The following is a 23,386-nucleotide window of genomic DNA, read 5'->3' as shown; positions in this document are numbered from 1 at the left end:
GCAAATCATTGACCGCGGACCTGCGCGCCATCAGCAACGGACCGAACGAAGACGCCAGCGATGTGGAGGAACTGCATCTGCTGGTGATCGATCCGCGATCGCTGACGCGTGACTGTCTGGTCGCAGCGCTGGAGAATGTCCCGAACCTCGGCTCGGTGATCGCCGTCGGCAGCGCCGAGGAGGCGGCGGCGATCCTCGCCCGGATCAACGGGCCCACTGCGGCGCTGCTGAACCTCGCCTCGGACGCCTTCGACCACCCCACCCTTTCGCGCATGATCGACCCGCTGCGCCAGGCGGCGCCGGGCAGCATCCTGGTGCTGACGGCGCATGTCGACGCCGAGCACGCGCGCGCCGCCTTGCGCCTGGGAGTTGCCGGCTTCCTTAGCACCGAGACGTCGTTCGACCTCACGGTCGACGCGATCCGCTTCGTCAGCCGCGGCTGGGTCACCTATCCGCGTTCGGTGCTCGAGCAACCCGTGGTCGAATCGGTCATGCTGTCGTCGAACATCCGCCGCATGCGCGACGAGATGCTCACCGGCCGTCAGCGCCAGGTGCTCGAGGGCCTGTCGCGGGGGATGACCAACCGCCAGATCGCCGCCAGCCTGATGGTCACCGAGCGGACGGTGAAGGCGCACGTCAAGGAGCTCATGCGGCGGCTCGGCGCGAGCAATCGAACGCAGGTCGTCGCGATCGCCAGCGCCTATCCCTAGCGGGGCAGGAAAATCCAAATCCATCCTGGCCGGCCGCTTCGGCAAGTCATGTCCTTAAGGTCATGTACTTTCGGACAGTAATCATATCATTAATAAATATTAAACAATACATATGAGGCAGAGTGGATGGAATCCACGTCCAAAACGATTGGAATATCACGACTCAGGTAGTAGGCGAGCACGACAACATTAGGCAATCTACATCGGAGTATATCGAAGGAATCGCTGTATTTCATGCGGATGCATCGAATTAACGAAATAATAGCGAGTAATTCTCTCACAATATGCCTCATTCTGGCAAACGGGGCCGCACGTCATGGTTGGGTTCTCGAAACGAAAGGCGGGACTGGTCTTGTCCACGACCGCCGCCGCGCTGGTCGTTGCGGCGATGGTCAGCGCGCGAGCCAATCCGATCGGCATCGGAGCAGGCGTTGAGCTGACCACCAAGTTCCGCGTCATGACGAAGGATCTGCGCACCGGCGTCGGCATACAGGCGGCGGGCGCGACCGGCCGCGTGGTCGAAGGGCCGATCACCGGCTCGGGGGACCGCTGGTGGAGGATCGATTTCGGCCAGGGCATCGACGGCTGGGTGAACGAGGCGGTGTTGCGGGAGAGCGAGGTGATCGTGACTCCCAGTCCGACGCCGACCCCGATGACGCCGGTACCTACGCCCACCCCCGCGCCCTCGGCCGGTGCCGCGACGGCCTTCGCGAACCCGGACGACGGCCGGATCCCCGACCGGGCGCTCCACCCCCTCGCCTTTCCCACAGCCACCGGCTTCGGGAAGCGCACCAGCGTGCGCAGCGCCAACGCGGTCGTCTACAAGATCAACACGCTGGAGGATGTCGCCAGCCCGGGCGACGGCAAGATCAGCTATCGCGAATGCGCGCTCGCGCTGCCGGTAACCAGCCCCTACAGCATCCCGGCGGATCGGCCGCGCTACTGCGTCTTCGATGTCGCCGGCGCGATCGTGCTGCAATCCGCGGCGTTCATCACCAAACCGCAAATCTACATCGCCGGGCAGACCTCACCGGGCGGAATCGAGTTCCGGCTGGGCGACCGGTACAGCCCGGTGGACTCGCTGATCGACACGCGCAAGGGCGGCAACCACATGATCCTGCGCCACGTGCGCACGCGCACCGGTCCGCATCTCGGGCGCGTTTCGGAGAATGGCGATCCGATTCGGCTGCAAGGCACCAACAACCAGATCCTCGATCACGTCTCGACGATGTTCGGAACCGACGAGAGCCTGGACATGGCGTGCGTCGACTGCACCGTGCAATGGTCGATCATCGGCCCCAATATCTGCCGCAATGGCGGGCATATCGGGGCGCTGCACTGCAAGACCTTCTTCCTCAAGCCCGCGTCGCGCGTCACCATCGCGCACAATCTCTCGCAGCATGGCGAGCAGCGCGGCCTCAACATCGCGGTCGGCACCAACCCGGCGGCGGCGGGCAACACCGGCCAGGTCGATGTCGTCAACAACGTCCTCTATCATTTCATCGCGGAGGCGGGGCTGGTCTCGAACCAGTTCGGCAGCGTCTATGCCAATTACGTCAACAACGTCTATCTGCGCGGACCGCGCTACAATGCCAGCGACGGCAACTATCTGATCGGGCTCTACACGCCGGGCAGCACGTCGAGCTTCGGCTTCAACATCCATGCCAAGGGGAATGTGACGCCGCGCACGCGGATCACCGGCCAGTTCGGATCGTCGACGACCGACTCGTTCCAGAACGCCGCCGGCTTCATCGCGCATGTGAACCCGGGCTCGATCTGCGGCGTAACCAGCGCCGGCGCGCGCGATTGCAGCCGTACCGGCCTCGCCACGGTGCAGAACCTTGCCTATGCGCTGATGCCCGGCCTGACCGCGCCGTCGTTCGATCCGGCGCGGATCGTCTCGGCCGAGCAGGCGCTGCGCGATGTGCTCGCCTTCGCCGGCGCCGATCGCTGCCGCGACGGCCTGTGCCGCGACAATGTCGACCAGATGTATGTCGACGATGTGCGCAGTTGCGACTCCGCGCCCTATCTGTTCGCGTCGAGCTGGCCTGGAAGCCTCGCGGACGTCGGCGGCTGGGCCCGGATCACGCCGGCGGCCGCCAAGGCAGACCGCGACAATGACGGCATGCCGGACGATTGGGAGAGCCGCTTCACCAACACCAACCCCAATGTCTGGGACGCCAATGCCGACGCCGATGGCGACGGCTATCCCAACATCGAGGAATATCTGAACGCGCTCGCACAGGATGACGTTCGTTACAACGGCATGGTCGGTGCCGGCACCGGACGCGTTCCGGCCTATAATTGCGGGCGGCCGATGTTCTGAGCGGCGCGGACCCTGTCCGTTCGATCATGTCCGTTTCGGAAAAGACACGGCCACAAGGACAGGAAGAGCGCTAATTGATCCGGTAAACGCGGGGCCAACCCAGCCGGAGGCTACGGGGTAGTACGGATTATCAGGTTGGCCGCACCCGCTAAAAGCATGATCTTGAGGTTGATCTCTCCATTTCGGAGGAATGCTGCTTGGAAGGTAAACGTGCTTAGTCCGCTCCTCACCAAGCTTGATTGCAAGATTCGGCTATGCCCGGAGGAGCGGGGCGCACTCGCCGCGCTGGTCCAGAGCAGGGCGCATCGCTTGCCGGCACGGCAGGACCTCTATGTCGAAGGCGATCCGATATCCGCAATGCGGGTGATCCTGGACGGATGGGCATGCCGGTACGATCAGCTGGCGGACGGACGCAGGCAGATCGTCGAGCTGTTCCTGCCCGGCGATATCATCGGACAGGATCGCCTGTTCGCGGAGCGGGAGGATCATTCGGCCTGCTCGCTCTCCGCGCTGTCCTACGCGCAGGTTCCACGGCACGACCTCGATGCGACGATCGGGCGCTTCCCGGCCTTGGGCCAGGCGCTGCTGTGGGACGCCTCGGTCGCCGCGGCGATCCACCGGCAATGGATCCGGTCGCTGGGCCGGCTGAGCGCGACGCAGCGCATCGCGCACCTGTTCTGCGAGCTGTTCTACCGCTCCATGCGGGCCGGGCTGGCGCGTGGAAATGCGTTCGACATGCCGCTCGGCCAGCGCGATCTCGGCGACGCGCGGGGCCTGAGCACCGTGCAGGTCAATCGGACGGTGCAACTGCTGCGATCCGCAGGCTTGCTCAACTGGCGTCACCGCGTGGTCGAGATCCCCGACCTTCCCCGCCTGGCCCGGATCGCGCTGTTCAGGCCGCATTATCTCGACCTGGATGTCGCCGACGACCTGCTCGCCAAGCCCTCGAACGCCTCCGAGACGATCGAGATTCGCCATTTGCCCGAGGAACGCGACCTGCCGCTGTTCCGATAGCGATCAGGCGGATTCGCGTTCCGCCCCTGCCCGCGCCATCTCGTTATAGTCGCAATACCAGTCCACGAATGCGGCCACCCCGGTCGCGATGTCGGTATCCGGCGCGTAGCCGGTCAGCGCGCGCAGCAGCGACGGATCCGCGGCGGTGAGCGGGACGTCGCCAGCCTGCATCGGCAGCATGTCGAGCCGTGCGCGCTTGCCGACACAGGCTTCGACGATCCGGATGAAATCCATGAGTGGCACGGGGCGCCCGCCCGCGATGTTCACGACCCGGTAGGGCGCGATCGGCGAAAGGCTGTCGAGGACGCCCTCCCCTTCGATCCGCGCGCCCGGCGCCGGCACGGCATCGACGAGCCGCACGATCGCCTCGACCAGATCGTCGACATAGGTGAAATCCCGCGCCATCCGGCCGTTGCCGTAGACTTCGATCGGTCGGCCGGCGAGGATTGCGCCGGTGAACTTGAACAGCGCCATGTCCGGGCGTCCCCACGGCCCATAGACGGTGAAGAAGCGGAACAGCGTGCTCGGGATACCGAACAGGTGCGCGTAGGCATGCGCCATCGCCTCCATGCCCTTCTTGGTCGCGGCATAGAGGCTCATCGGATGATCGGCGCGGTCGGTCTCGCCGAAGGGCACCTTCTCGTTCGCGCCATAAGCGGATGAGGTCGAGGCCATCAGCAGGTGCCTTGGCTGAACCGCACGGGCCAATTCCAGTATTGCCCAGGAACCCATCAGGTTGCTCGACACATAAGTTGCAGGCGCGTCGATCGAATAGCGGACGCCCGCCTGCGCCGCGAGATGGATGATCACCTCGGGCGGGCGCTTCTCGACCGCGCGCATCAGTTCCTCGCGCTCTTCCAGCAACGCCTCGGTGAAGCTGTAGCCGGGGAACGCCTCGAGAATGGCGTTGCGCGCCCGCTTGAGCGCGGGGTCGTAATAGTTGGTGAGCGCGTCATAGCCGGTCACTAGATGCCCTTCGGCGAGCAGCCGCCGTGCGAGATGGAAGCCGATGAATCCGGCGCTTCCCGTGACCAGAAACTGAGTCATTCGGCAGCCTCGAGCATCGGCTCGGCGAGGTGCGGCGCGGACCGCCCGACGCTCGCATAGGCGAACCCGGCACGCTCGACCTCGTCCGGCTGGTAGATGTTGCGCAAGTCGACGAGCACCGCCCGCACCATCACCGCACGCAGCCGGGCGAGGTCGAGCGCGCGGAACGCATCCCATTCGGTGACGATGACCAGCGCCGACGCGCCCTCGGCGGCGTCATACGCGGAGCGCGCGAAGGTGACGTCGGGAAGCAGCGGCTCCGCAGCCTCCATTCCCTGCGGGTCATAGACGCGGATCTCGGCGCCCGCATCCTGCAGCGCCTGGACGATCGGCAGCGCCGGCGTGTCCCGGATATCGTCGGTGTTCGGCTTGAACGTCAGGCCGAGCACGGCGACGGTCTTGCCGCGCAGATCGCCGTCGGCCGCATGGATCACCTTGCGCGCCATCGCCCGCTTGCGCGCGTCGTTGACTGCCACCGTCGCCTCGACCAGGCGCAGCGGCGCGCCATGGTCCTGTGCGGTCTTCATCAGCGCCAGCGTGTCCTTTGGAAAGCACGAGCCGCCATAGCCGGGGCCGGCGTGGAGGAATTTCGGCCCGATGCGATTGTCGAGCCCGATGCCGCGCGCGACTTCCTGCACGTCGGCCCCGACCTGCTCGCACAGGTCCGCAATCTCGTTGATGAAGGTGATCTTCATCGCGAGGAAGGCGTTCGCGGCGTATTTGATCAGCTCGCTCGTCCGCCGCCGGGTGAAGAGGATCGGCGATCGGTTGAGGAAGAGCGGGCGATAGACTTCTTCCAGCACCGCGCGGGCGCGGGCGTCCTCGGTGCCGATCACGATCCGGTCGGGGCGCTTGAAATCCTCGATCGCGGCGCCTTCGCGCAGGAACTCGGGGTTCGAGGCGACGACGACGTCGGCGGCCGGATTGGTCTCGCGGATGATCCGCTCGACCTCGTCTCCCGTGCCCACCGGCACCGTCGACTTGGTCACCACCACGGTGAAGTCCGCAAGGTTCCGGGCGATCTCGCGCGCCGCGCCGTGGACGTAGGAGAGGTCGGCATGCCCGTCGCCCCGCCGCGCCGGCGTGCCGACCCCGATGAACACCACATCGGCCGCGCGCACGGACTCGGCGAGGTCGGTGGTGAACGACAGGCGTCCGGCGGCGACATTGTGCGCGACGAGCTGGTCGAGCATCGGTTCGTAGATCGGAATACGCCCTGCGCGCAGCATCGCCACCTTCGCCGCGTCCTTGTCAACGCACACCACCTCGTGCCCGAAATCTGCGAAGCACGCGCCCGAAACCAGTCCCACATAGCCGGAGCCGATCATCACCAACCGCATCGCGAACCCTCCTCCTCGAGAGCATGGATGGGTAGCGGATCGTTGCGCGCGCGTGCCGGGAGCATTGGAGGGAGCGCCTGGCCCTTACTGGTGAGCAGGCGCCGGTGCAGCCAGTCGTGGGGCGCTGGCGCGTCCGATCACCACTTCCGGATTACCCCGCGTTCCCCTGCCGCTCATCGGGCTTGGCAATATTCAGCAGCGCGCGGACCGGCCATGTTGCGCAGCATCGAGCTCAGCAACGGAAACGCCATGCGCCTCACGCCACCGCTTTCGCCGACCCTCACCCATCTCGAGCGGCTCGAAGCCGAAAGCATTCATATCCTGCGTGAGGTCGTCGCCCAGGCCGAACGCCCGGTGATGCTCTATTCGGCGGGCAAGGATTCGGCGGTCATGCTGCATCTCGCACGCAAGGCCTTCTATCCCGCCCCGCCGCCCTTCCCCCTGCTCCATGTCGACACGACCTGGAAATTCCGCGCGATGTACGAATATCGCGACCGTGCCGCCGCCGCCGCGGGAATGGAGCTGTTGGTCCACCGCAACCCGGACGCGATCGCGCGCGGGATCAATCCGTTCGACCATGGCAGTCTTCACACCGAGATGTGGAAGACCGAGGGCCTCAAGCAGGCGCTCGACGCGCACGGCTTCGACGCGGCGTTCGGCGGGGCACGGCGCGACGAGGAGAAGAGCCGCGCCAAGGAGCGGATCTTCAGTTTCCGCGACCGCGATCACCGCTGGGAACCGCGCGACCAGCGGCCCGAATTGTGGCGGCTCTACAATGCGCGGGTGAGCAAGGGCCAGAGCCTGCGCGTCTTCCCGCTCTCCAACTGGACCGAGCTGGACGTGTGGCAATATATCCAGGCGGAGCGGATAGAGATCGTCCCGCTCTACTTCGCCGCGTTGCGGCCGACGGTGGTCCGCGACGGCCTCCTCCTGATGGTCGACGACGATCGCTTCCCCCTCGGCGAGGGCGAGGTACCGGTAGAGCGCTCGATCCGCTTCCGTACGCTCGGCTGCTATCCGCTCACCGGCGCCGTGGAGAGCGGCGCAACCACTCTGCCCGAACTCATCCAGGAGACGCTGCTCGCCACGACGAGCGAGCGCCAGGGCCGCGCGATCGACCAGGACGGCGAGGCGAGCATGGAACGCAAGAAGCAGGAGGGGTATTTCTGATGGCCGAACCCTATCGGCTGGTCGCGGCGGACTTCGACGCGTGTGTCGCGCAGCACCAGGAACGTTCGCTCCTGCGCTTCCTGACCTGCGGGTCGGTCGACGACGGCAAGTCCACCTTGATCGGCCGGCTGCTCTACGATTCGAAACTGCTCCTGGAGGACCAGCTCGCGACGCTCGAGGCGGAATCGGGGGACCGGCAGACGATCGATTTCGCGTCGCTCGTCGACGGCCTCGCCGCCGAGCGTGAACAGGGCATCACGATCGACGTCGCCTATCGCTTCTTCGCGACCGAGAAGCGCAAGTTCGTCGTCGCCGACACGCCCGGCCACGAGCAGTACACCCGCAACATGGTCACCGGCGCCTCGACCGCCGACCTTGCCGTGATCCTGATCGACGTGCGCAAGGGCGTGCTGACCCAGACGCGGCGGCACAGCTACATCGCTCATCTGCTCGGCATCCGCCACGTCGTGCTTGCCGTGAACAAGATGGACCTGGTCGGCTACGATCGCGCGACCTTCGATGCGATCGTCGGCGATTACGCCGATTTCGCGCACCGCGTCGGCATCGCCGACTTCACCGCCATACCCCTGTCCGCGCGAAGCGGCGACAATATCGCCAGCCGCTCCGTCGCGATGGCCTGGTATTCAGGCCCCTCGCTCCTCGAGCATCTCGAAGCCGTGGACGTCGATGTCGAGGCGGATGCGGCCAAGCCGTTCCGCATGCCGGTGCAGTGGGTCAATCGCGCCGGTCAGGATTTCCGCGGCCTCGCGGGCATGATCCCGAGCGGGATCGTCCGCCCCGGCGACCCGGTGCGCGTCCTGCCGTCGGGCCGCACGACCCGGGTGGCGCGGATCGTGACGCTCGACGGCGATCTGCAGCTCGCTCGCGCCGGCCAGTCGGTGACGATCACCCTGGCGGACGAAATCGACTGCGCGCGCGGCGACGTCGTCGCCGCCGCCGATGCCCCGCCGCAAGTGTCCGACCAGTTCGAAGCCTCCCTCGTCTGGCTCGACGAAGCGCCGCTGCTGCCCGGCCGCCGCTATCTGCTGCAGACTGCGAGCGCGGCCGTCGGCGCGACCGTGATGCAGATCAAGCACGCGGTGGACCTGGAGACGCTCGGCGATATGCCCGCGCGTACCCTCTCCTGCAACCAGATCGCGGTCGCCACGCTGCGGCTCGAGCGCGCGATCCCCTTCGCGCGCTATGCCGAATGCCGCACGCTCGGAAGCTTCGTGCTGGTCGACCGCGAGACCCATCGCACCCTGGCCGGCGGCACGATCCATTTCTCGCTGCGCCGCGCCGACAATGTCCACTGGCAGCCGCTCGAAGTGCATCGCGAGCAGCGCGCGGCGATGAAGTCGCAAACCCCCAGGATCCTGTGGTTCACCGGCGTCTCGGGCGCGGGCAAGTCGACCATCGCCAACCTTGTCGAGCGCAAGCTGCACGCGCGCGGCTATCACACCTTCCTGCTCGACGGCGACAATGTGCGGCACCGGCTGAACGGCGACCTCGGCTTCACCGATGCCGACCGGGTCGAGAATATCCGCCGCGTCGGCGAGGTCGCCGCGCTGATGGCCGATGCCGGGCTGATCGTGCTCGCCGCCTTCATCTCGCCCTTCCGCGCCGAGCGCGAGATGGTCCGCGCGATGGTCCCGGAGGGGGAGTTCGTGGAGATCTTCGTCGACACCCCGCTCGCCGAGGCGGAAGCGCGCGACGTCAAGGGCCTCTACCAGAAGGCCCGGCGCGGCGAGCTGGCCAACTTCACCGGCATCGACAGTCCGTACGAAGGGCCCCTTGCGCCAGAGCTGCGGATCGACACCACGGCCTGCTCGCCCGAACAAGCCGCCGATCACATCATCGAGGAGCTGTTCGCATGAACGATCGCGAAGTCGCGCGCAGGGTCGCGCTTGGGGCGGGCAAGGTGCTGGTCGCCCTCCGCGAGAGCAGCGGCGCGAGCGGCCGCGCGCTCGGCGCGCAGGGCGACCGCGCCTCGCAGGCCTATATCCGGCGCGCGCTGGCGCGATTGCGGCCGGACGACCCGATCCTGTCCGAGGAGAGCGCGGACGACCGCCGGCGCCTGCATGCGGGCCGGGTGTGGATCGTCGACCCGCTCGACGGCACGCGCGAATATTCCGAAGGCCGCGCCGACTGGGCCGTCCATGTCGCCCTGGTGGTGGACGGCGAGCCCGTGGCCGGGGCCGTGGCGCTGCCGGCCTATGGCCGGGTACGCGTCAGCGGTCCCGCGCCCGCGGGGACTCCATGCCCGAACCCGGACCTCACCATCCTCGTGAGCCGCACCCGCCCCCCGGAGGAAGCGGCGCGAGTCGCTGCCCGGCTCGGGGCGGTGCTCGTGCCGATGGGATCCGCCGGCGCCAAGACGATGGCGGTCGTGGAGGGGGCGGCGCACGCCTATCTGCACGCCGGCGGTCAATATGAGTGGGACAGCTGCGCCCCCGTTGCCGTCGCGCGCGCGGCCGGGCTGTTCGTCGCGCGGCTCGACGGCTCGCGCCCGATCTACAACCAGCCCAACCCGTGGATGCCGGACCTGCTCGTCTGCCGCGCCGAGGTCGCGGCGCGGATCCTCGAGGCGCTGGAGGTCGCCCAGCGCCCGGGCACGCGCCTCAACGGTCACGCCGTCGCGCACTGAGCTCACACACGGTGCTCGCCCATGCCGGCGGCGAAGGCGATGCGCAGCGCATCGGACAGGCTGCGCGCCCTCAGCTTGATCATGATGTTGGCGCGGTGCACCTCGACCGTGCGCGGTGAAATGCCGAGATGGTAGGCGATGGTCTTGTTGGGATGGCCTTGCGCCAGCCCTTCGAGCACCTCGCGCTCGCGCTCGCTCAGCGCGCCGAGCACGACCTCGGCATCGGCGGCGCGTTCGATGACGTTCTTCTCCGCGGCGAGCCGTTCGAACGCGCGGCGGATCGCGTCCTCGAGCGCATCGGTCTCGAACGGCTTTTCGAGAAAGTCGACCGCGCCCGCCTTCATCGCCTTCACCGCGACGGCGATGTCGCCATGGCCCGTCAGCACGATCACCGGCATCGTCATGCCGCGCTTGTTGAGCTCCTCCTGGACCTCCAGCCCGTTCATCTTCGACATGCCGATATCGAGCAGGATGCAGCCCGTCTCGACGTGACGCACGTCCTTGAGGAACCTGACCCCTGATTCCCAGGTGCGCACCGCATAGCCCAGCGTATTGAGGAAGTAGCTGGTTCCGCGGCGGACGCTTTCCTCATCGTCGATGACGTGGACCAGGGACCGTTCGGTCATTCGGCCACCTCCATATCTGCGCGGGCGAGCGTGAAGTGGAAGCACGCGCCGCCCTGATCGTGCGGCTCCATCCAGATGCGCCCGCCATGCGCCTCGATGATGGTGCGGCAGATCGACAGGCCGAGGCCCAGGCCGTGGGTCTTGGTGCTGTTGAAGGCGCGGAACAGGTTCTCGGCGATCTCCGGCACCACGCCCGCGCCGGTGTCGGCGACGGTCACGTGCAGATAGCCGTCCTCGTCGGATCTGCTCGAGACCGTGAGCAGACGCGTGGGGGACTGGCTCATCGCCTCGACCGCGTTGCGCATGAGGTTGATGAGCACCTGCTGGATCTGGATCTTATCGACCAGCACTTGGCGCTCCACCTGATCGAGCTCGAACTGCGTGCGGATGCCCTTCTCGCGGGCGTCGATCAGGGCAAGCTTCGAGGCTTCGTCGACAAGCTCGACCAGATCCTCGACCGACTTCTCGACTTCGCCCCGCGCCACGAACTCGCGCAAGCGGCGGACGATTCCCCCGGCCCGCAGCGCCTCCAGATAGGCGCTCTCAAGCCCATCCTCGACCATCCCGCGATCCTCGGGCCCGTCGCGCAGCAGGTTGCGCGCGCCGCGCACGAAGGTGGCGACCGCGGTGACCGGCTGGTTGAGCTCGTGCGCAAGGGCCGAGGCCATCGTCCCCATGGCGCTCACCCGGGTCGCGTGGACGAGATCCGAGCGGAGCTCGTCGATGCGCTTCTCCGCGGCATGTTTCTCGGTCAAGTCTCGGATAAAGCCAGTAAAGACGCGCGCGCCTTTCGAGACCGCCTCGCCCACGGCCAGCTCCATCGGGAAGGTCGTGCCGTCGCGCCGCTGCCCGATCACGGTGCGGCCGATTCCGATGATCCGTTTTTCGCCCGTCGCGAGATGACGCTCGATATAGCCGTCATGCCGCTCGCGGTCCGGCGAGGGCATGAGCCGGCTGACGTTCAAGCCGACCACCTCGGCTTCGGCATAGCCGAACATCCGCTCGGCGGCGGCGCTGAACCATAGGATTTTTCCGGTTTCGTTGATGACGACCATCGCGTCGGGAACGGTGGCGAGGATTGAGCGGAAATGGGATGCGCTCGCCGCCAGCTCGCGCTCGGCGGCGCGCTGCTCGGTCACGTCGCGGATGACCTTGCCGAACCCCTTGAGCTTGCCCTGTCTGTCGTACAGCGCGGTAAGCGTGATGTGTGCCAGGAACTCCGATCCGTTCTTGCGGACGTGCCAGTCCTCGCGCTCGATCCGGCCCTCGTCGCGCGCCCGCGCAAGGTCGCGTTCCGGCTTGCCCGCCGCCACGGCCGCCTCGGGATAGAATAGGGCGTAGTTCCGCCCGACCACCTCGGCCTCGCTCCAGCCCTTGAGGCGCTCGGCCGCCTTGCTCCAGATCGTCACGTTCCCATCGGGATCGAGCATGTAGATGCCATAGCCGGTGGCGCCGTCGATCAGCAGGTTGAGCTCCTCGGCGAGCTTGTCGGCACGCTCGGCACGGCGTTCGGCGCGGCGCTCGCTCTCCTGCGACTTGCGGCGAAGCCGGGTGACGTGCCCGGCGATCCAGATGATCAATGCCGCCGCGATCCCGAAGACGAGCAGGTCCATCGACCAGATCGGGCCGGACAGCCATCCGATCCCGCGCACCACGGCCACGGCGAGCAACGCCGTCAGGATCGCCGGCCCGCGCCCGGCAAAGACTCCCGCCGCCAGCACCGCGACGCTGAAGAACAGATAATAGCCACGCCCCGGCAACCAGGGTTCGAAGCTCAAGCGCACCAGTGCGGCGACGGCCACGGCAAGCACCGCGAATCCGTAGCCAAGCCAAGCGCGAGAGCCGATGGACGTGCCTTCAGCTTTCATGCGGCCCCCGCCGGACGGGAATAAATGTCTGCATCAGCATCACTTACCGGCCGGCAACCCGGCATAACATAAGGATGAAGCTTGGCAAAATCCCGCGGTGTCCCGTCCTGGCGCGGCATTGCCGGGTTGATCGGCCGGCGCTTTGCGGGGACAATCGGGCCATCATGTCGAATGCGAGTGAAGTGATCGCCAGGCGCAAGCTTTCGGACGAGGTGTTCGACCGGCTGAAGGCGATGATCGTCAATGGCGGGATCGCGATCGGGGAGAGCATGCCCTCCGAGCGCGAGCTGATGACTCGGTTCGGGGTGGGTCGGCCGGCGATCCGCGAGGCGATGCAGGCGCTCGCCAATCTCGGTCTGGTCACGATCAGCCATGGCGAGCGCGCGCGCGTCCGCGAGGTCACCCCCCAGGCCGCGCTCCGCCAGGTCGACCCGATCGCGCAGCTGCTGCTGTCGACCTCGCCCCATTCGCTCGAGCATCTGAAGGAAGCGCGCAGCTTCTTCGAATGCGGCATGGTGCGCCGCGCCGCCGAGCTGGCCACGCCCGACGACGTCGCCGTCCTGCGCGACTTGTGGGAACGCCAGCACGCCGCGCAGGGCGATGCCGAGGCGTTCATCCGCGCCGACATGGCGTTCCACGCCAAGCTCGCGGCGATGACCGGCAACCCGATCTACCCCGTGGTCAGCGAGGCGATGCTCGGCTGGCTGCAGGAATATCATACGCACATGCTGATCTGGGAAGGGCGCAGCGAGCAGACGCTGGCCGAGCATGCCGAGATCATCGCGCGGATCGCGGCCAGCGACCCGGCGGGCGCCGAGCGCGCGATGCTGCGCCATCTCGAACGCTCCAACCATCTCTATGTGCATGCCGACGCCGTGGCGGGCTGAGCCGGTCAAGCGAGCGCGACCCGCGCTATCGCGAATTCCTCGAGCGTGAACGTCCGGCCCGCGACCTCTATTGGACAGGGCCGGTCGGTGAGGTTGGCGAGAAGCAGGCAGTCCTCCGCGCCGAGCGCGGCGACCTCGTCCGGCCGGCTCACCGTGCAGGCGTGGCGCGGGCGGCCGGCGAGCGCGGCGAGCTGCCGGATGGCCTCGAACACAGGGCGCGGCCCGGCGTCGCCGATCGCCCCCAGCGGACCGGTGAGCGTGCCCAGCGTCAGCGTATCGAGGTCCGCTTCCCCGGTCGCCGCCGCATAGCCGATCGTCCAGGCGGCGGCAAACCGGCCGTCCTGGCGCGGATCGGCCGTCGCCATCGGCATGCGGACGCGATCCGGATTTGGCATGGTCCGCGAGCCATAGGGGTTCTGCCGCATGCCGATCGTGATCGGCCCCAGGCGATAGGGGATGTCGGGATAGATGGCGCGGGCGGAACGCAGGATGTGGGGGATCGCGCCGAGCGATTCCATCACGCTGCGGTCGTCGGCGGCGTGGACGATCGGACAGGTCGCGTGGGTGATGAAATCGAGCGATTCGGCGGGCACGCGCTTGCGGTTGAGCTCGGTGAAATAGCTGAACATCCCGCCGCCCAGCGGCAGATCCGGAAAGGCGCGGCGCGCAGCGGCGTAGACTCGCTCGAGCGGCGGGCAAGCAGGCCAGACGCTGCCCGGCGGCGTGGATTGCAGGTCGGGCTTGGGAAACACGGTGATGGCGTCGAGCGCCAGTCCCGCAGCGCGGACCTGGCTGGCGATCCGCCGCAGTTCAGCGTCCAGGTCCCCATCCGCGGCGATCAGGCATTCGAGCGTGCGCCGCGCGCTGCTACGCCCGGCAATCCGCGCCAGCGAGGCCATCGCCGCCGCACCCTGCCCCGATGCGTCGAAGCTGAGCAGCAGGTCCTGCACACCGATCCCGGCGATGCTCTCGCTGCACGCCGCACGATTGCCGGCCTCGTCGGGGGTGATGGCGATGCCGATCCGCGGCATCGTGCCGATCGCCTCACCGATCTCCACCCGCACCGGTCCGCTGGTCCGCACGGCGGCTGGCGGCGCACCGGAGATGCGCACCGACACTGCCTGCCGGCTGCGCTCGCCGGCGCGCATCACATAGGGCCAAGGTTGGTTCAACGGCCGCGAATAGGTCTTGTACGACGCGTCGGACCAGTTGCGCTGGTCCTCCATCTCGAAGGTCTCGCCCGCCAGCCGGCAGTCGATCGTGTTGGCGCCCTGGATGTGAGTCAGCGCGGCGATATCGGTGAAGGGCTGCCAGGGATCGATCAGCACGGGAAAATGCGACTCCTCGGTCCGCCCGTCGCCATGCGTCACCGTCAATGGCGCGCCCGCGAGATCGGCCGGGTGGAGAATGCAGAAGCCCACGCGATTGGTCGTGAAATCGTCGCACGCCTCGGCCTCGACGATGAAATCGAGCGTCGCGGCGGTGGCGTCGATCACCGCATTATAGTCGATACGTCGGCCGTCCGGATTGCGGCAGGTGGCGCGCCAGCGGATATGCAACATGTCCGGTTCGTCGAGAACCGTCAGCTCCGCGATCTGCGGTGCCGGTGTGCCCCAGTCGCGGTCGCGCACGCGATAGGCGATGCTGCGCAGCACCTCGACGCCGCCGAAGCGTAGCGCGCGGACCTCGCCATCGGCGAACTCGAACGACAGGGCGCCGATCGCGAACGTCCGCGTCGCGGTCTCGGCTTCCTCCGTTCCATAGAGCTCGAGACGCGTGGGCATCGGCCGCTCCTGGTCAGGTGATCCGCCGGATGCTCTCGGTCAGCTCGTCGCGGTCGAACACGCGCTTCCAGTCATCGCGCATCAGCGCCGGCTTGCCGAAGGTGATCGCCTTGTTGCACGCGTCGGAGAAGGCGCCGGGCACATGCTTGAAGATCACCGCGCCGAGGATGTTCATGTGCCCGAGCAGGAAATCCCGCGCCGCTTCCTCGGGCACCCCACGCGCGACCACCTCGTCCATCGCCTCGCGCATCACGTCGAGCAGCGAGGCGCAGACCGTCTCCGACAATCCTGGCTCGAGCAGCGCCATCTGGCCGACCGTCACGCGGTGCGAGCGCAGGATCGGCGCCCAGATGACCTTCGCGATCGCTTCGCCCAGCCCATAATGCTCCTCGGGGCCCTGCATCATCGCGTTGACGATCGACTGGCGCGCATAAAGCCCACCGAACCGGTCGTCGCGCGCCGCCGGATCCGTCTCGTCGTTGAAGATCGGCGGATGGCAGGGGTGAGTCACGAAATAGGTCAGGTCGGGCCGGTCGGGCAGATGGCCGGCAAAGGGCGCGGCGGCATCGAGCGCCATGATCATCGTGCCCGCCCGAAGCCATGGCGAGATCTCGTGCGCCACCTTGCCGACATGCGTGTCGGGCACCGCGAGGACGACCACATCGACATCGTCGAGCGCCACCGCCTGACCGACGCAATCGATCCCGAGCTCGCTCTTCAGCCGAGCACGGCCCGGTTCGCCCGGCTCGACATGGCGCACGTCGAAATCGCTCGCCTGGAGGTTACGCGACAGCCGCGCGCCCATTTTCCCACCAGCACCGAACAGCGCGATCGCGACCATTATTTTCTCCTACTAATTATCTTGAATATTATATGACAATATGCTGGTATGATGAGTAGCACAGATTGCTCGCATAGAACGAGCACGAATCTCAGTGGAGGGATGCAGTTGCTCGTCAGCCTGGGTCTCGCAGGGGACATATGGAGCGTATCGCCGGGGGCGGCGCGGGATCCCGCTCGCGCCTTATGTGATCGAGCACCGCGGCTATGCCGAGTGGCGGATCGACATGCGCGCCCTGCTCCAAAGGCGACAGACGAACACGGCTTCATCACCCCCCGGAATGGGCATTTTGGCCTCCGACGGGCGGCGCTTTCGCCGGCGAGGCGTCGATCTGACTGGCTGGTCGCAGAATTCGCCACTGCCGCTCAAGGCAGGCTGAGAAGCGCCCGCCGATCGGGATCGATCTATCTAATTATAATTAAAAGATAAAATAGAAACTTACCCAGGACAGCGATAACATCAGGGAGGCTTGAAATGCGGATTACGGATCGCGCGCGCGCGGGCGTCGCTTTGTGTGCACTGATTGCGATGGCCCCGGGCATCGCCTATTCCCAGGAGGCCTCGACGCCGCCGGACAATCCCGAGGAAGAGATCGTCATCAGCGGGATCCGCGCCAGCATTCAGTCGGCGCAGAACATCAAGCGCAATTCCGACCAGATCGTCGACTCGATCGTCGCCGAGGACATCGGCAAGCTGCCCGACGTCAACGTCGCCGAGGCGCTCCAGCGCGTGTCGGGCATCCAGGTCGGGCGTGACCGCGGCGAAGGCGGCAGCATCGCCATCCGCGGCCTCACCCAGGTGTTGACCACGATGAACGGCCGCGAGGTGTTCACGGCCGGCGACGGCCGCACCTTCAACCTCCAGGACGTCCCCGCCGAGCTCGTCGCCGGCCTCGACGTCTACAAGACGCCCTCGGCCGATCTCATCGAGGGCGGCATCGGCGGCGTGGTCGACGTGCGCACGCGCAAACCACTCGACAAGAAGGGTTTGGTCGTGGGCGCCAGCCTGCGCGCGCGCTATTCCGACCTCGCCGACAAGGTGAAGCCGATGGGCTCGCTGCTCGTCAGCAACAGCTGGGACGTGGGGGACGGCGAGCTCGGCATCCTCGTCGCGGGCGCTTATCAGGAACGCGCCTTCGCGACCGACATCGTCAATCCGGGTGCGCCCAATCCACGCACCGACGTGGTCGCCGGCCAGACGGTGATCGCGCCAAACGGCTCCTACCAGCCGGCGATCAACGGTCTGCGCACGCGCATCGGCGTCGACGCGATGGTCCAGTACAAGCCTAACCCTGACCTCGAATTCTACGGCCAGTTCAGCTACCAGGATTTCAAGTCGATCCAGACCCAGACCGGCCTCAACATTCCGACCAACCCGTCGGGCCGCTGCCGCCCGACCGGCGGGCCCGTCCGTTGCGTCCCGATCGCCGGCAGCGCGGTGCTCGCGCCGGGCACCAACGACGTGCAGAAGATCTCGTACAGCGACGTGCCGTTTCTCACCTTCGGCGTTGCGCGCGATACCTATGACGAGAACTGGCAGTATTCCGCGGGCGTAAAGTGGGATCTGGGCCCGAACCATATTCAGATCGACGGCAACTTTTCGAAGTCCGAGAACACGCTCTATTATTCCGAGCTCGATCTCATCGGCACCGCGACCCGCGCTGACCAGGACCTCACGACCGAAGTGCCGTCGATGCACCTGCTCGGCATCGACCTCAACAACATCGCGAATTTCCGCATCGGCGACATGACGCGGAGCGAGAACTACTACAAGGGCGAGCTCAGGGCCGTGCGCGCCGATGCTCAGTTCGACATCGACAGCAACTTCCTGAAGCGCGTCGACATCGGCGTGCGCTATGCCGACCGCAAGACTCAGTTCGAACCGGTGCGTTTCTTCCAGTCCGGCAACGGCACCGTTGCCGCCCAGCCACTCGCCGACCTGTTCATCCCGAACCCGCTCAACAACATGTTCAGCGGCAGTTCGTCGATCGACCAGAATTTCCTAGTGGCGAACTACAACCTGCTGCGCGACGATTTCAACGCGGTCCGCACCCGCCTCGGGATCACCACCGCGCCGGCCGTGACGCCGCTCGGCATCTACACGATCAACGAGAAGACCTCGGCCGCCTACGGCGTGATGCGGTTCGCGTCCGATGGTACGCTGCGCGTCGACGGCAATGTCGGCGTTCGCCTGGTGAAGACCCAGCTCAGCGTGGTGGGCAACCGCGCGGTGTTCACCCAGCGCGCGGGAACCGGCACGGGTCCCGGCAATCCGGCGATCTTCGACCAGACGGGCTTCGCGCCGGTCAATGTCGACACCGACTATCTGACCGTGCTGCCGAGCGCCAACGTGCGAATCCGCTTCACCGACGAACTCCAGCTACGCCTGGCCGCGTCGAAGGTGATCACCCGCCCGAACTTCGGCCAGCTCGCTCCGACGTTAACCCTGGTGCCCGCGTCGCAGACCGGCTCCTCGGGCAACCCGGACCTGCGTCCGCTCAAGGCCGACCAGCTCGACGCCAGCCTCGAATATTATTTCGGGCCGACCAGCTCGGTCTATGTCGCAGGATTCTATCGCAAGGTGCGCGATTTCATCCAGTCGTCGAACGTCGGCGCGGACGAGATCATCGACGGCATCGCCTATCGCATCACCCGACCGGCGAATGGTGGCAACGGCACGATCAAGGGTCTCGAGGTCGGCGGCCAGACCTTCTTCAGCTTCCTGCCCGACCCGCTCGACGGCCTCGGCGTGCAGGCCAACTACACCTATGTCGACAGCAACACGACGACGTCGTTCGCCGGCGTAACCGCGCCGCTCAGCAACCTCTCGAAGCACAGCTACAATGCGAGCCTGATCTACGAGAAGGGTCCGATCTCCGCCCGCGTCGCCTATAACTGGCGCGGCAAGTTCCTGAGCGGCATCGCCAATGGCGGGTCGGTGCTCGGCGTCTACCCGACCTATCGCAAGGCCTATGGCTGGCTCGATGCATCGATCAACGTCGATATCACGAAAAACTTCACCTTCACGCTGGAGGGCAGCAACCTCACCCGCGCGCAGACCGATCTCTACTTCGACGTCCCGACGCGCCGCGGGAACTACGAGCAGGATGATATCCAGCTGCTCGCAGGCATCCGCTTCAAGCTCTGAGAAAACCCTGACGTCCCCGCAGCGGGCTGCGGGGACGTCAACCCGGCGCATCACAAATCGAATTCGCGCCGGATCGTCTCGCCATGCTGGTCGATCGCCGGCGCGCCAGCCGAGGCGCCCGGCCGCTCGCCGTCGATCCGCACCGGCGCGCGCGTCGTGGCAAGAGCGCCCGCCTGCTGCACCATGTCGAGCCGCCGGAACGCCTCCTCCGACAGCAATGCCGGCCAGTCGTTGACCGGCGCACACCAGATGTCATGCGCGCGCAACCGGGCCATCCAGTCGCCCGTGCTCCCCGTTTCGAGCCGCGCTGCGATCATCGCATTGAGCGCATCGCGATCGGCGAATGGATCGCCCCCCAGCTCGCAGCCGAGCAGCGGTGCGAGCCGATCGAGCGGGGTCATCGCCAGCGCGAGCCAACCGTCCGCGGTGCGGTACACGCCATAGGGCGCGGCGAGATAGGCGTGCGCCCCATGCGCTGCAGTGCGTCGCGGCAACCGTCCACCGTCGTTGAGATGAGTCGTCAGCACCTCGAACTGGAAGTCGATCAGCGCCTCGAGCAAGCTGGTCTCGACCGTCGCCCCCTCGCCGCTGATCCCGCGCCTGACCAATGCCGCGAGAATGCCCTCGGCCAGCAGATGCCCCGCGAGCATGTCGCCCACCGACAGCCCCACCGGCACCGGCCCGTCGCTCGCGCTGCCGTTGAGCCACATCACGCCGGACAAGGCCTGCGCCAGCAGGTCCTGCCCCGGAAGGTCCACCCAGGGCCCCTCCCCGCCATAGCCGCTGATCGATCCCACTACGAGTCGCGGATTGACGGCGCGCAGATCGGCTGGCCCGACACCCAGCCGCGCCGCCACGCCTGGCCGGAAATTCTGGATCACCACGTCGGCGCGCGCCGCGAGCCCCAGCAATGCCGCGCGATCACGCTCGTCCTTATAGTCGAGCGCGATGCTCTCCTTGCCGCGGTTGATCGCGTGGAACAGCGTCGAGGCGCCGCCGATCTCGGTGTCCGAAAGATACAGCGTGCGGCAGATGTCGCCCCCGCCCGGCCGCTCGATCTTGATCACCCGCGCCCCGAGATCGCCCAGCCGCAGCGCCGCCGAAGGACCCGACAGGAACTGTGCCATGTCGATCACCACCAGCCCGTCGAGAAGACGTGCGGTGCTCATCGGCTGCCCCGGAACAGCGCGTTGAGCGCGGCTAGCGCCGGACCGGCGGGCTCGCCCGCCCGCAGCGCCTCGTTGAGCCGCAGCGATGCCGCGTGCTGGAACGCCATATAGCCATCGTGCCGCGGCCGCAGCCAGGCGCGGTCGAGCGTCGTACGGGTATTGGCGTAGAAGCCGGCGACGGGCTCGTTCACTGCCGGATCGCTCCACGCGTCTGCATGGCCCGGCTGCCCACCTGCAGCGGCATAGAGACCGCGCTGCACGTCGCCCGAGGCGATCCATTGCGCGAACGCGGCGGCTCGATCGGGTGTCTTGCCGAAGGCCGACACCGCGATGCCGGTGCCGCCCAGCGCGGTGCCGCGGGGATCGGCGGCGGGCACGTCGGCGAAGGCGATCCGCGCAGGCCGGAATCCGTCCAGCGCATAGCTCACATAGCCGTAGATCAACGGCACTGCCGCCAGCCGCGATTCGGGTTCGGCCATCACCTCGAACACCGCGATCGGATCCTGTCCATAAGCCGCGGGATCGACGATCGCAGACAGTTCGGCAAGCTGCTCGTACGCCGCGCAGGTCTTCGCCGGGAACAGCTCGTCGCCATCGACCGGCAAGGTCACGCCGTTCATCCCGCTCAGGCTGAACAGCGACATCAGCGAATGCGGCGGGCGCAGCGGGATTGTCAGCCTCCCTTCCTTCGCCAGCGCGATCACTTCGTCCCAGCTCGTGGCGGGGGCCGCGATCCGCCCGGGTACCCAGGCCTGGACCTGCGAGGCGGCGTCGATCGGCAGCGCCCATTGGTGTCCGTTCCAGTGATAGCTTTCGTACGAACCACCCACCGATCCGGCGGCGATCCCCGCCAGCATCTCCGCGTCGCACGCTCCATCCAGTGCGACCAGGCAGCCGGTATCGGCGACCTGCCCGACATGCGGGTGATCGATCACGATCATGTCGTAGCGGCGGGCGAGGTCCTCGACGGGATAAGTCTCGAAATCCTGCAGCGAGCGGCGGTCCCATTTGATCGTCTCGCCATGCAATTCCGCCCATGCGCGCGAGGCGGCGGCGAGCGGATCGTACCCACGTGGATGATCCCAGGTCATGCCCTTCATCGCACTCTTCTACCCCAAATCCGCTTGACGCCATCAAGGGCTCCGAATAGCAAGAATATATCATATTAAAACACTAATTGAGAGGATCGGGGGGTTGTGGCCGCTGATCAGCACGATGCGGACTTGATGCTGCCCCTGGCTGGCCTGACCGTGCTCGATTTCAGCCAGTTCCTCGCCGGCCCGTCCTGCGCGCTACGCCTCGCCGATCTCGGCGCGGATGTGATCAAGGTCGAGCGACCCGATGGCGGCGACGCGTGCCGCGCACTCCATCTCGCCGACCTTCCCTTCGACCAGGACAGCGCGCTGTTCCACGCGATCAATCGCGGCAAGCGTTCGGTCGCCGCCGATCTCAAGGACGCTGGCGATCTCGAACGGGTGAAGGCGCTGGTCGCCAGGGCCGACGTGCTGATTCATAATTTCCGCCCCGGCATCATGGACCGGCTCGGCCTCGGCTGGACCGCGGTCTCGATGCTCAACCCGCGGCTCATCTATGCCGGCGTGAGCGGCTATGGCCCGGAGGGACCATGGCGCGACAAGCCCGGCCAGGACCTGCTCGTCCAGTCGCTCTCGGGCATTGCGTGGCTGTCGGGCGACGCCGAGGGCGCGCCAGTGCCTGCGGGTCTCGCCCTCACCGACATGATGGCCGGGGCGCAACTCGCCCAGGGAATCCTCGCCCTACTGGTCCGCCGCGGCACGACCGGGCGTGGCGGACGCGCCGATGTCAGCCTGATCGAGACCGCGATCGACCTTCAGTTCGAGCATCTCTCGGTCTGGCTCAATCGAGGCGGCGCGATGCCGCAGCGCTCGGCGGTGGCGAACGCCAACCTCTATCTCGCCGCGCCTTACGGCATTTATCCGACGGCGCAGGGCTATCTCGCGATCGCCATGTGCCCGGTCGACAAGCTTGGCCGCACGCTCGGCTGCGCGGCGCTGGAAGCCGTTCCCGTCGATCGCTGGTTCGCCGACCGCGACGCGATCAAGGCCGCGTTGCGCGATCATCTCGCGGGCGGCACCGCCGCGCATTGGCTGAGCCTGCTCGAACCCGCGGGCATCTGGGCAGCTCCGGTCAACGACTGGCCGGGCTTCGCCGCCGACCCGGCGTTCGCGGTGCTGCGCCCGACCCAGCAGATCACCTCGCCCGACGGTGAAACGCTCACTCTCACCCGCTGCCCGATCCGCATCGACGGGCAGATCCTCGCCAATGGTCGGGCCGCGCCGCGGCTCGGCGCCGACACCGCGCTTCTGGAGCCGCAGCCATGATCGTCGAGCAATATTTCGAGGACTATGAGATCGGGTCGGAGCGGACCAGCTTCGGGCGGACGATCACCGAGACCGATTTCGTCGTTCATGCCGGGCATACCGGCGACTTCTTTCCGCACCATATGGACGCCGCCTGGTGCGCGACGCAGGATTTCGGGCAGCGTATCGCGCACGGCACCTTGGTCTTCTCGGTCGGCATCGGCCTCACCGCGACGACGATCAACCCCCACGCTATGTCGTACGGCTATGACCGGCTGCGCTTCATCCGCCCGGTCCATATCGGCGACACCATCACCACGATCACACGCATCGCCGAGAAGCGCGACCATCCCAAACGCGCCAGTCACGGTGTGGTCACCGAAGCGGTCGAGATCCGCAACCAGCAGGGGCAGACCGTGCTGGCGTGCGAGCATCTCTACCTCGTCACGCGGCGCGAACCGCTCGCCTGAC

At 66.9% G+C, this 23,386-nt stretch carries 18 protein-coding genes; 10 read left to right on the top strand and 8 right to left on the bottom strand.

Annotated elements, in window-relative coordinates; translation table 11 throughout:
* The first annotated feature begins 8 nt into the window (after nt 1–8).
* The 3 genes from ABDV68_RS00175 to ABDV68_RS00165 all read left to right on the top strand — a co-directional run bounded on the left by ABDV68_RS00175 (nt 9) and on the right by ABDV68_RS00165 (nt 4,050).
* Entirely contained in the window at nt 9–710 is a 702-nt protein-coding gene (locus tag ABDV68_RS00175) for a response regulator transcription factor (protein ID WP_343517610.1), read from the top strand.
* A gap of 352 nt (nt 711–1,062) precedes the next feature.
* The gene (locus ABDV68_RS00170) at nt 1,063–3,036 is read left to right on the top strand and encodes a hypothetical protein (protein WP_343517609.1); all 1,974 of its coding nucleotides are present in this window, start codon (nt 1,063–1,065) and stop codon (nt 3,034–3,036) included.
* A 135-nt stretch (nt 3,037–3,171) separates the two neighbouring features.
* The gene (locus ABDV68_RS00165) at nt 3,172–4,050 is read left to right on the top strand and encodes a Crp/Fnr family transcriptional regulator (RefSeq protein WP_343517608.1); all 879 of its coding nucleotides are present in this window, start codon (nt 3,172–3,174) and stop codon (nt 4,048–4,050) included.
* A 3-nt stretch (nt 4,051–4,053) separates the two neighbouring features.
* Here the strand turns inward: ABDV68_RS00165 and ABDV68_RS00160 are convergent, their stop codons facing one another.
* The gene (locus tag ABDV68_RS00160; protein WP_343517607.1) at nt 4,054–5,097 is read right to left on the bottom strand and encodes an NAD-dependent epimerase/dehydratase family protein; all 1,044 of its coding nucleotides are present in this window, start codon (nt 5,095–5,097) and stop codon (nt 4,054–4,056) included.
* Nucleotides 5,094–6,437, bottom strand: a complete 1,344-nt coding sequence (locus ABDV68_RS00155; RefSeq protein ID WP_343517606.1) for a UDP-glucose/GDP-mannose dehydrogenase family protein — start codon at nt 6,435–6,437, stop codon at nt 5,094–5,096. Before ABDV68_RS00155 ends, ABDV68_RS00160 begins: the two co-directional genes overlap by 4 nt.
* A gap of 249 nt (nt 6,438–6,686) precedes the next feature.
* Here ABDV68_RS00155 and cysD point away from each other — a divergent pair, with 249 nt between their 5' ends.
* Genes cysD through ABDV68_RS00140 form a run of 3 tightly spaced genes read left to right on the top strand, consistent with a single transcriptional unit; the run spans nt 6,687 to nt 10,254 of the window.
* Entirely contained in the window at nt 6,687–7,607 is a 921-nt protein-coding gene (gene cysD / locus ABDV68_RS00150; RefSeq protein WP_343517605.1) for a sulfate adenylyltransferase subunit CysD, read from the top strand.
* Nucleotides 7,607–9,484 (top strand): sulfate adenylyltransferase subunit CysN, encoded by a 1,878-nt coding sequence (gene cysN, locus ABDV68_RS00145; RefSeq protein WP_343517604.1) that lies wholly within the window; start codon nt 7,607–7,609, stop codon nt 9,482–9,484. The genes cysD and cysN overlap by 1 nt, the downstream gene beginning before the upstream one ends.
* On the top strand, nt 9,481–10,254 hold the full coding sequence (locus tag ABDV68_RS00140) for a 3'(2'),5'-bisphosphate nucleotidase CysQ (RefSeq protein ID WP_343517603.1): 774 nt from the start codon (nt 9,481–9,483) through the stop codon (nt 10,252–10,254). Before cysN ends, ABDV68_RS00140 begins: the two co-directional genes overlap by 4 nt.
* A gap of 2 nt (nt 10,255–10,256) precedes the next feature.
* Here the strand turns inward: ABDV68_RS00140 and ABDV68_RS00135 are convergent, their stop codons facing one another.
* Nucleotides 10,257–10,880, bottom strand: coding sequence for a response regulator (locus ABDV68_RS00135; RefSeq protein ID WP_343517602.1), 624 nt, complete (start codon nt 10,878–10,880; stop codon nt 10,257–10,259).
* The gene (locus ABDV68_RS00130; protein WP_343517672.1) at nt 10,877–12,493 is read right to left on the bottom strand and encodes a PAS domain S-box protein; all 1,617 of its coding nucleotides are present in this window, start codon (nt 12,491–12,493) and stop codon (nt 10,877–10,879) included. The genes ABDV68_RS00135 and ABDV68_RS00130 overlap by 4 nt, the downstream gene beginning before the upstream one ends.
* A 419-nt stretch (nt 12,494–12,912) precedes the next feature.
* On the opposite strand from ABDV68_RS00130, the gene ABDV68_RS00125 reads away from it, so the two are divergent.
* On the top strand, nt 12,913–13,635 hold the full coding sequence (locus tag ABDV68_RS00125; RefSeq protein WP_343517601.1) for a transcriptional regulator NanR: 723 nt from the start codon (nt 12,913–12,915) through the stop codon (nt 13,633–13,635).
* Between the two features lie 5 nt (nt 13,636–13,640).
* Here the strand turns inward: ABDV68_RS00125 and ABDV68_RS00120 are convergent, their stop codons facing one another.
* Nucleotides 13,641–15,419, bottom strand: coding sequence for a hypothetical protein (locus ABDV68_RS00120; RefSeq protein ID WP_343517600.1), 1,779 nt, complete (start codon nt 15,417–15,419; stop codon nt 13,641–13,643).
* Nucleotides 15,420–15,432: 13 nt separating this feature from the next.
* Nucleotides 15,433–16,260: a phosphogluconate dehydrogenase C-terminal domain-containing protein gene (locus ABDV68_RS00115; RefSeq protein WP_343517599.1), complete on the bottom strand. Its 828-nt coding sequence runs from the start codon at nt 16,258–16,260 to the stop codon at nt 15,433–15,435.
* Nucleotides 16,261–16,734: 474 nt separating this feature from the next.
* On the opposite strand from ABDV68_RS00115, the gene ABDV68_RS00110 reads away from it, so the two are divergent.
* Nucleotides 16,735–19,407: a TonB-dependent receptor gene (locus ABDV68_RS00110; protein ID WP_343517598.1), complete on the top strand. Its 2,673-nt coding sequence runs from the start codon at nt 16,735–16,737 to the stop codon at nt 19,405–19,407.
* Nucleotides 19,408–19,457: 50 nt separating this feature from the next.
* On the opposite strand, the gene ABDV68_RS00105 is transcribed toward ABDV68_RS00110, so the two are convergent.
* Nucleotides 19,458–20,576, bottom strand: a complete 1,119-nt coding sequence (locus tag ABDV68_RS00105) for a CaiB/BaiF CoA-transferase family protein (protein ID WP_343517597.1) — start codon at nt 20,574–20,576, stop codon at nt 19,458–19,460.
* Nucleotides 20,573–21,676, bottom strand: coding sequence for an extracellular solute-binding protein (locus ABDV68_RS00100; protein WP_343517596.1), 1,104 nt, complete (start codon nt 21,674–21,676; stop codon nt 20,573–20,575). Before ABDV68_RS00100 ends, ABDV68_RS00105 begins: the two co-directional genes overlap by 4 nt.
* Nucleotides 21,677–21,802: 126 nt before the next feature.
* On the opposite strand from ABDV68_RS00100, the gene ABDV68_RS00095 reads away from it, so the two are divergent.
* Both ABDV68_RS00095 and ABDV68_RS00090 read left to right on the top strand, forming a co-directional pair.
* Nucleotides 21,803–22,936 carry a CaiB/BaiF CoA-transferase family protein gene (locus ABDV68_RS00095; RefSeq protein WP_343517595.1) on the top strand — a complete coding sequence of 378 codons (1,134 nt, stop codon included), beginning with the start codon at nt 21,803–21,805 and terminating at the stop codon, nt 22,934–22,936.
* Nucleotides 22,933–23,385 carry a MaoC/PaaZ C-terminal domain-containing protein gene (locus ABDV68_RS00090; RefSeq protein ID WP_343517594.1) on the top strand — a complete coding sequence of 151 codons (453 nt, stop codon included), beginning with the start codon at nt 22,933–22,935 and terminating at the stop codon, nt 23,383–23,385. Before ABDV68_RS00095 ends, ABDV68_RS00090 begins: the two co-directional genes overlap by 4 nt.
* The last annotated feature ends 1 nt before the right edge of the window (nt 23,386 follow it).

The organism is Sphingomonas sp., assembly GCF_039595165.1.
In the GTDB taxonomy this organism is placed as follows: domain Bacteria; phylum Pseudomonadota; class Alphaproteobacteria; order Sphingomonadales; family Sphingomonadaceae; genus Sphingomonas.
The sequence above is the reverse complement of the archived record's forward strand: the minus strand, read 5'-3'. Positions and strand labels throughout refer to the sequence as shown.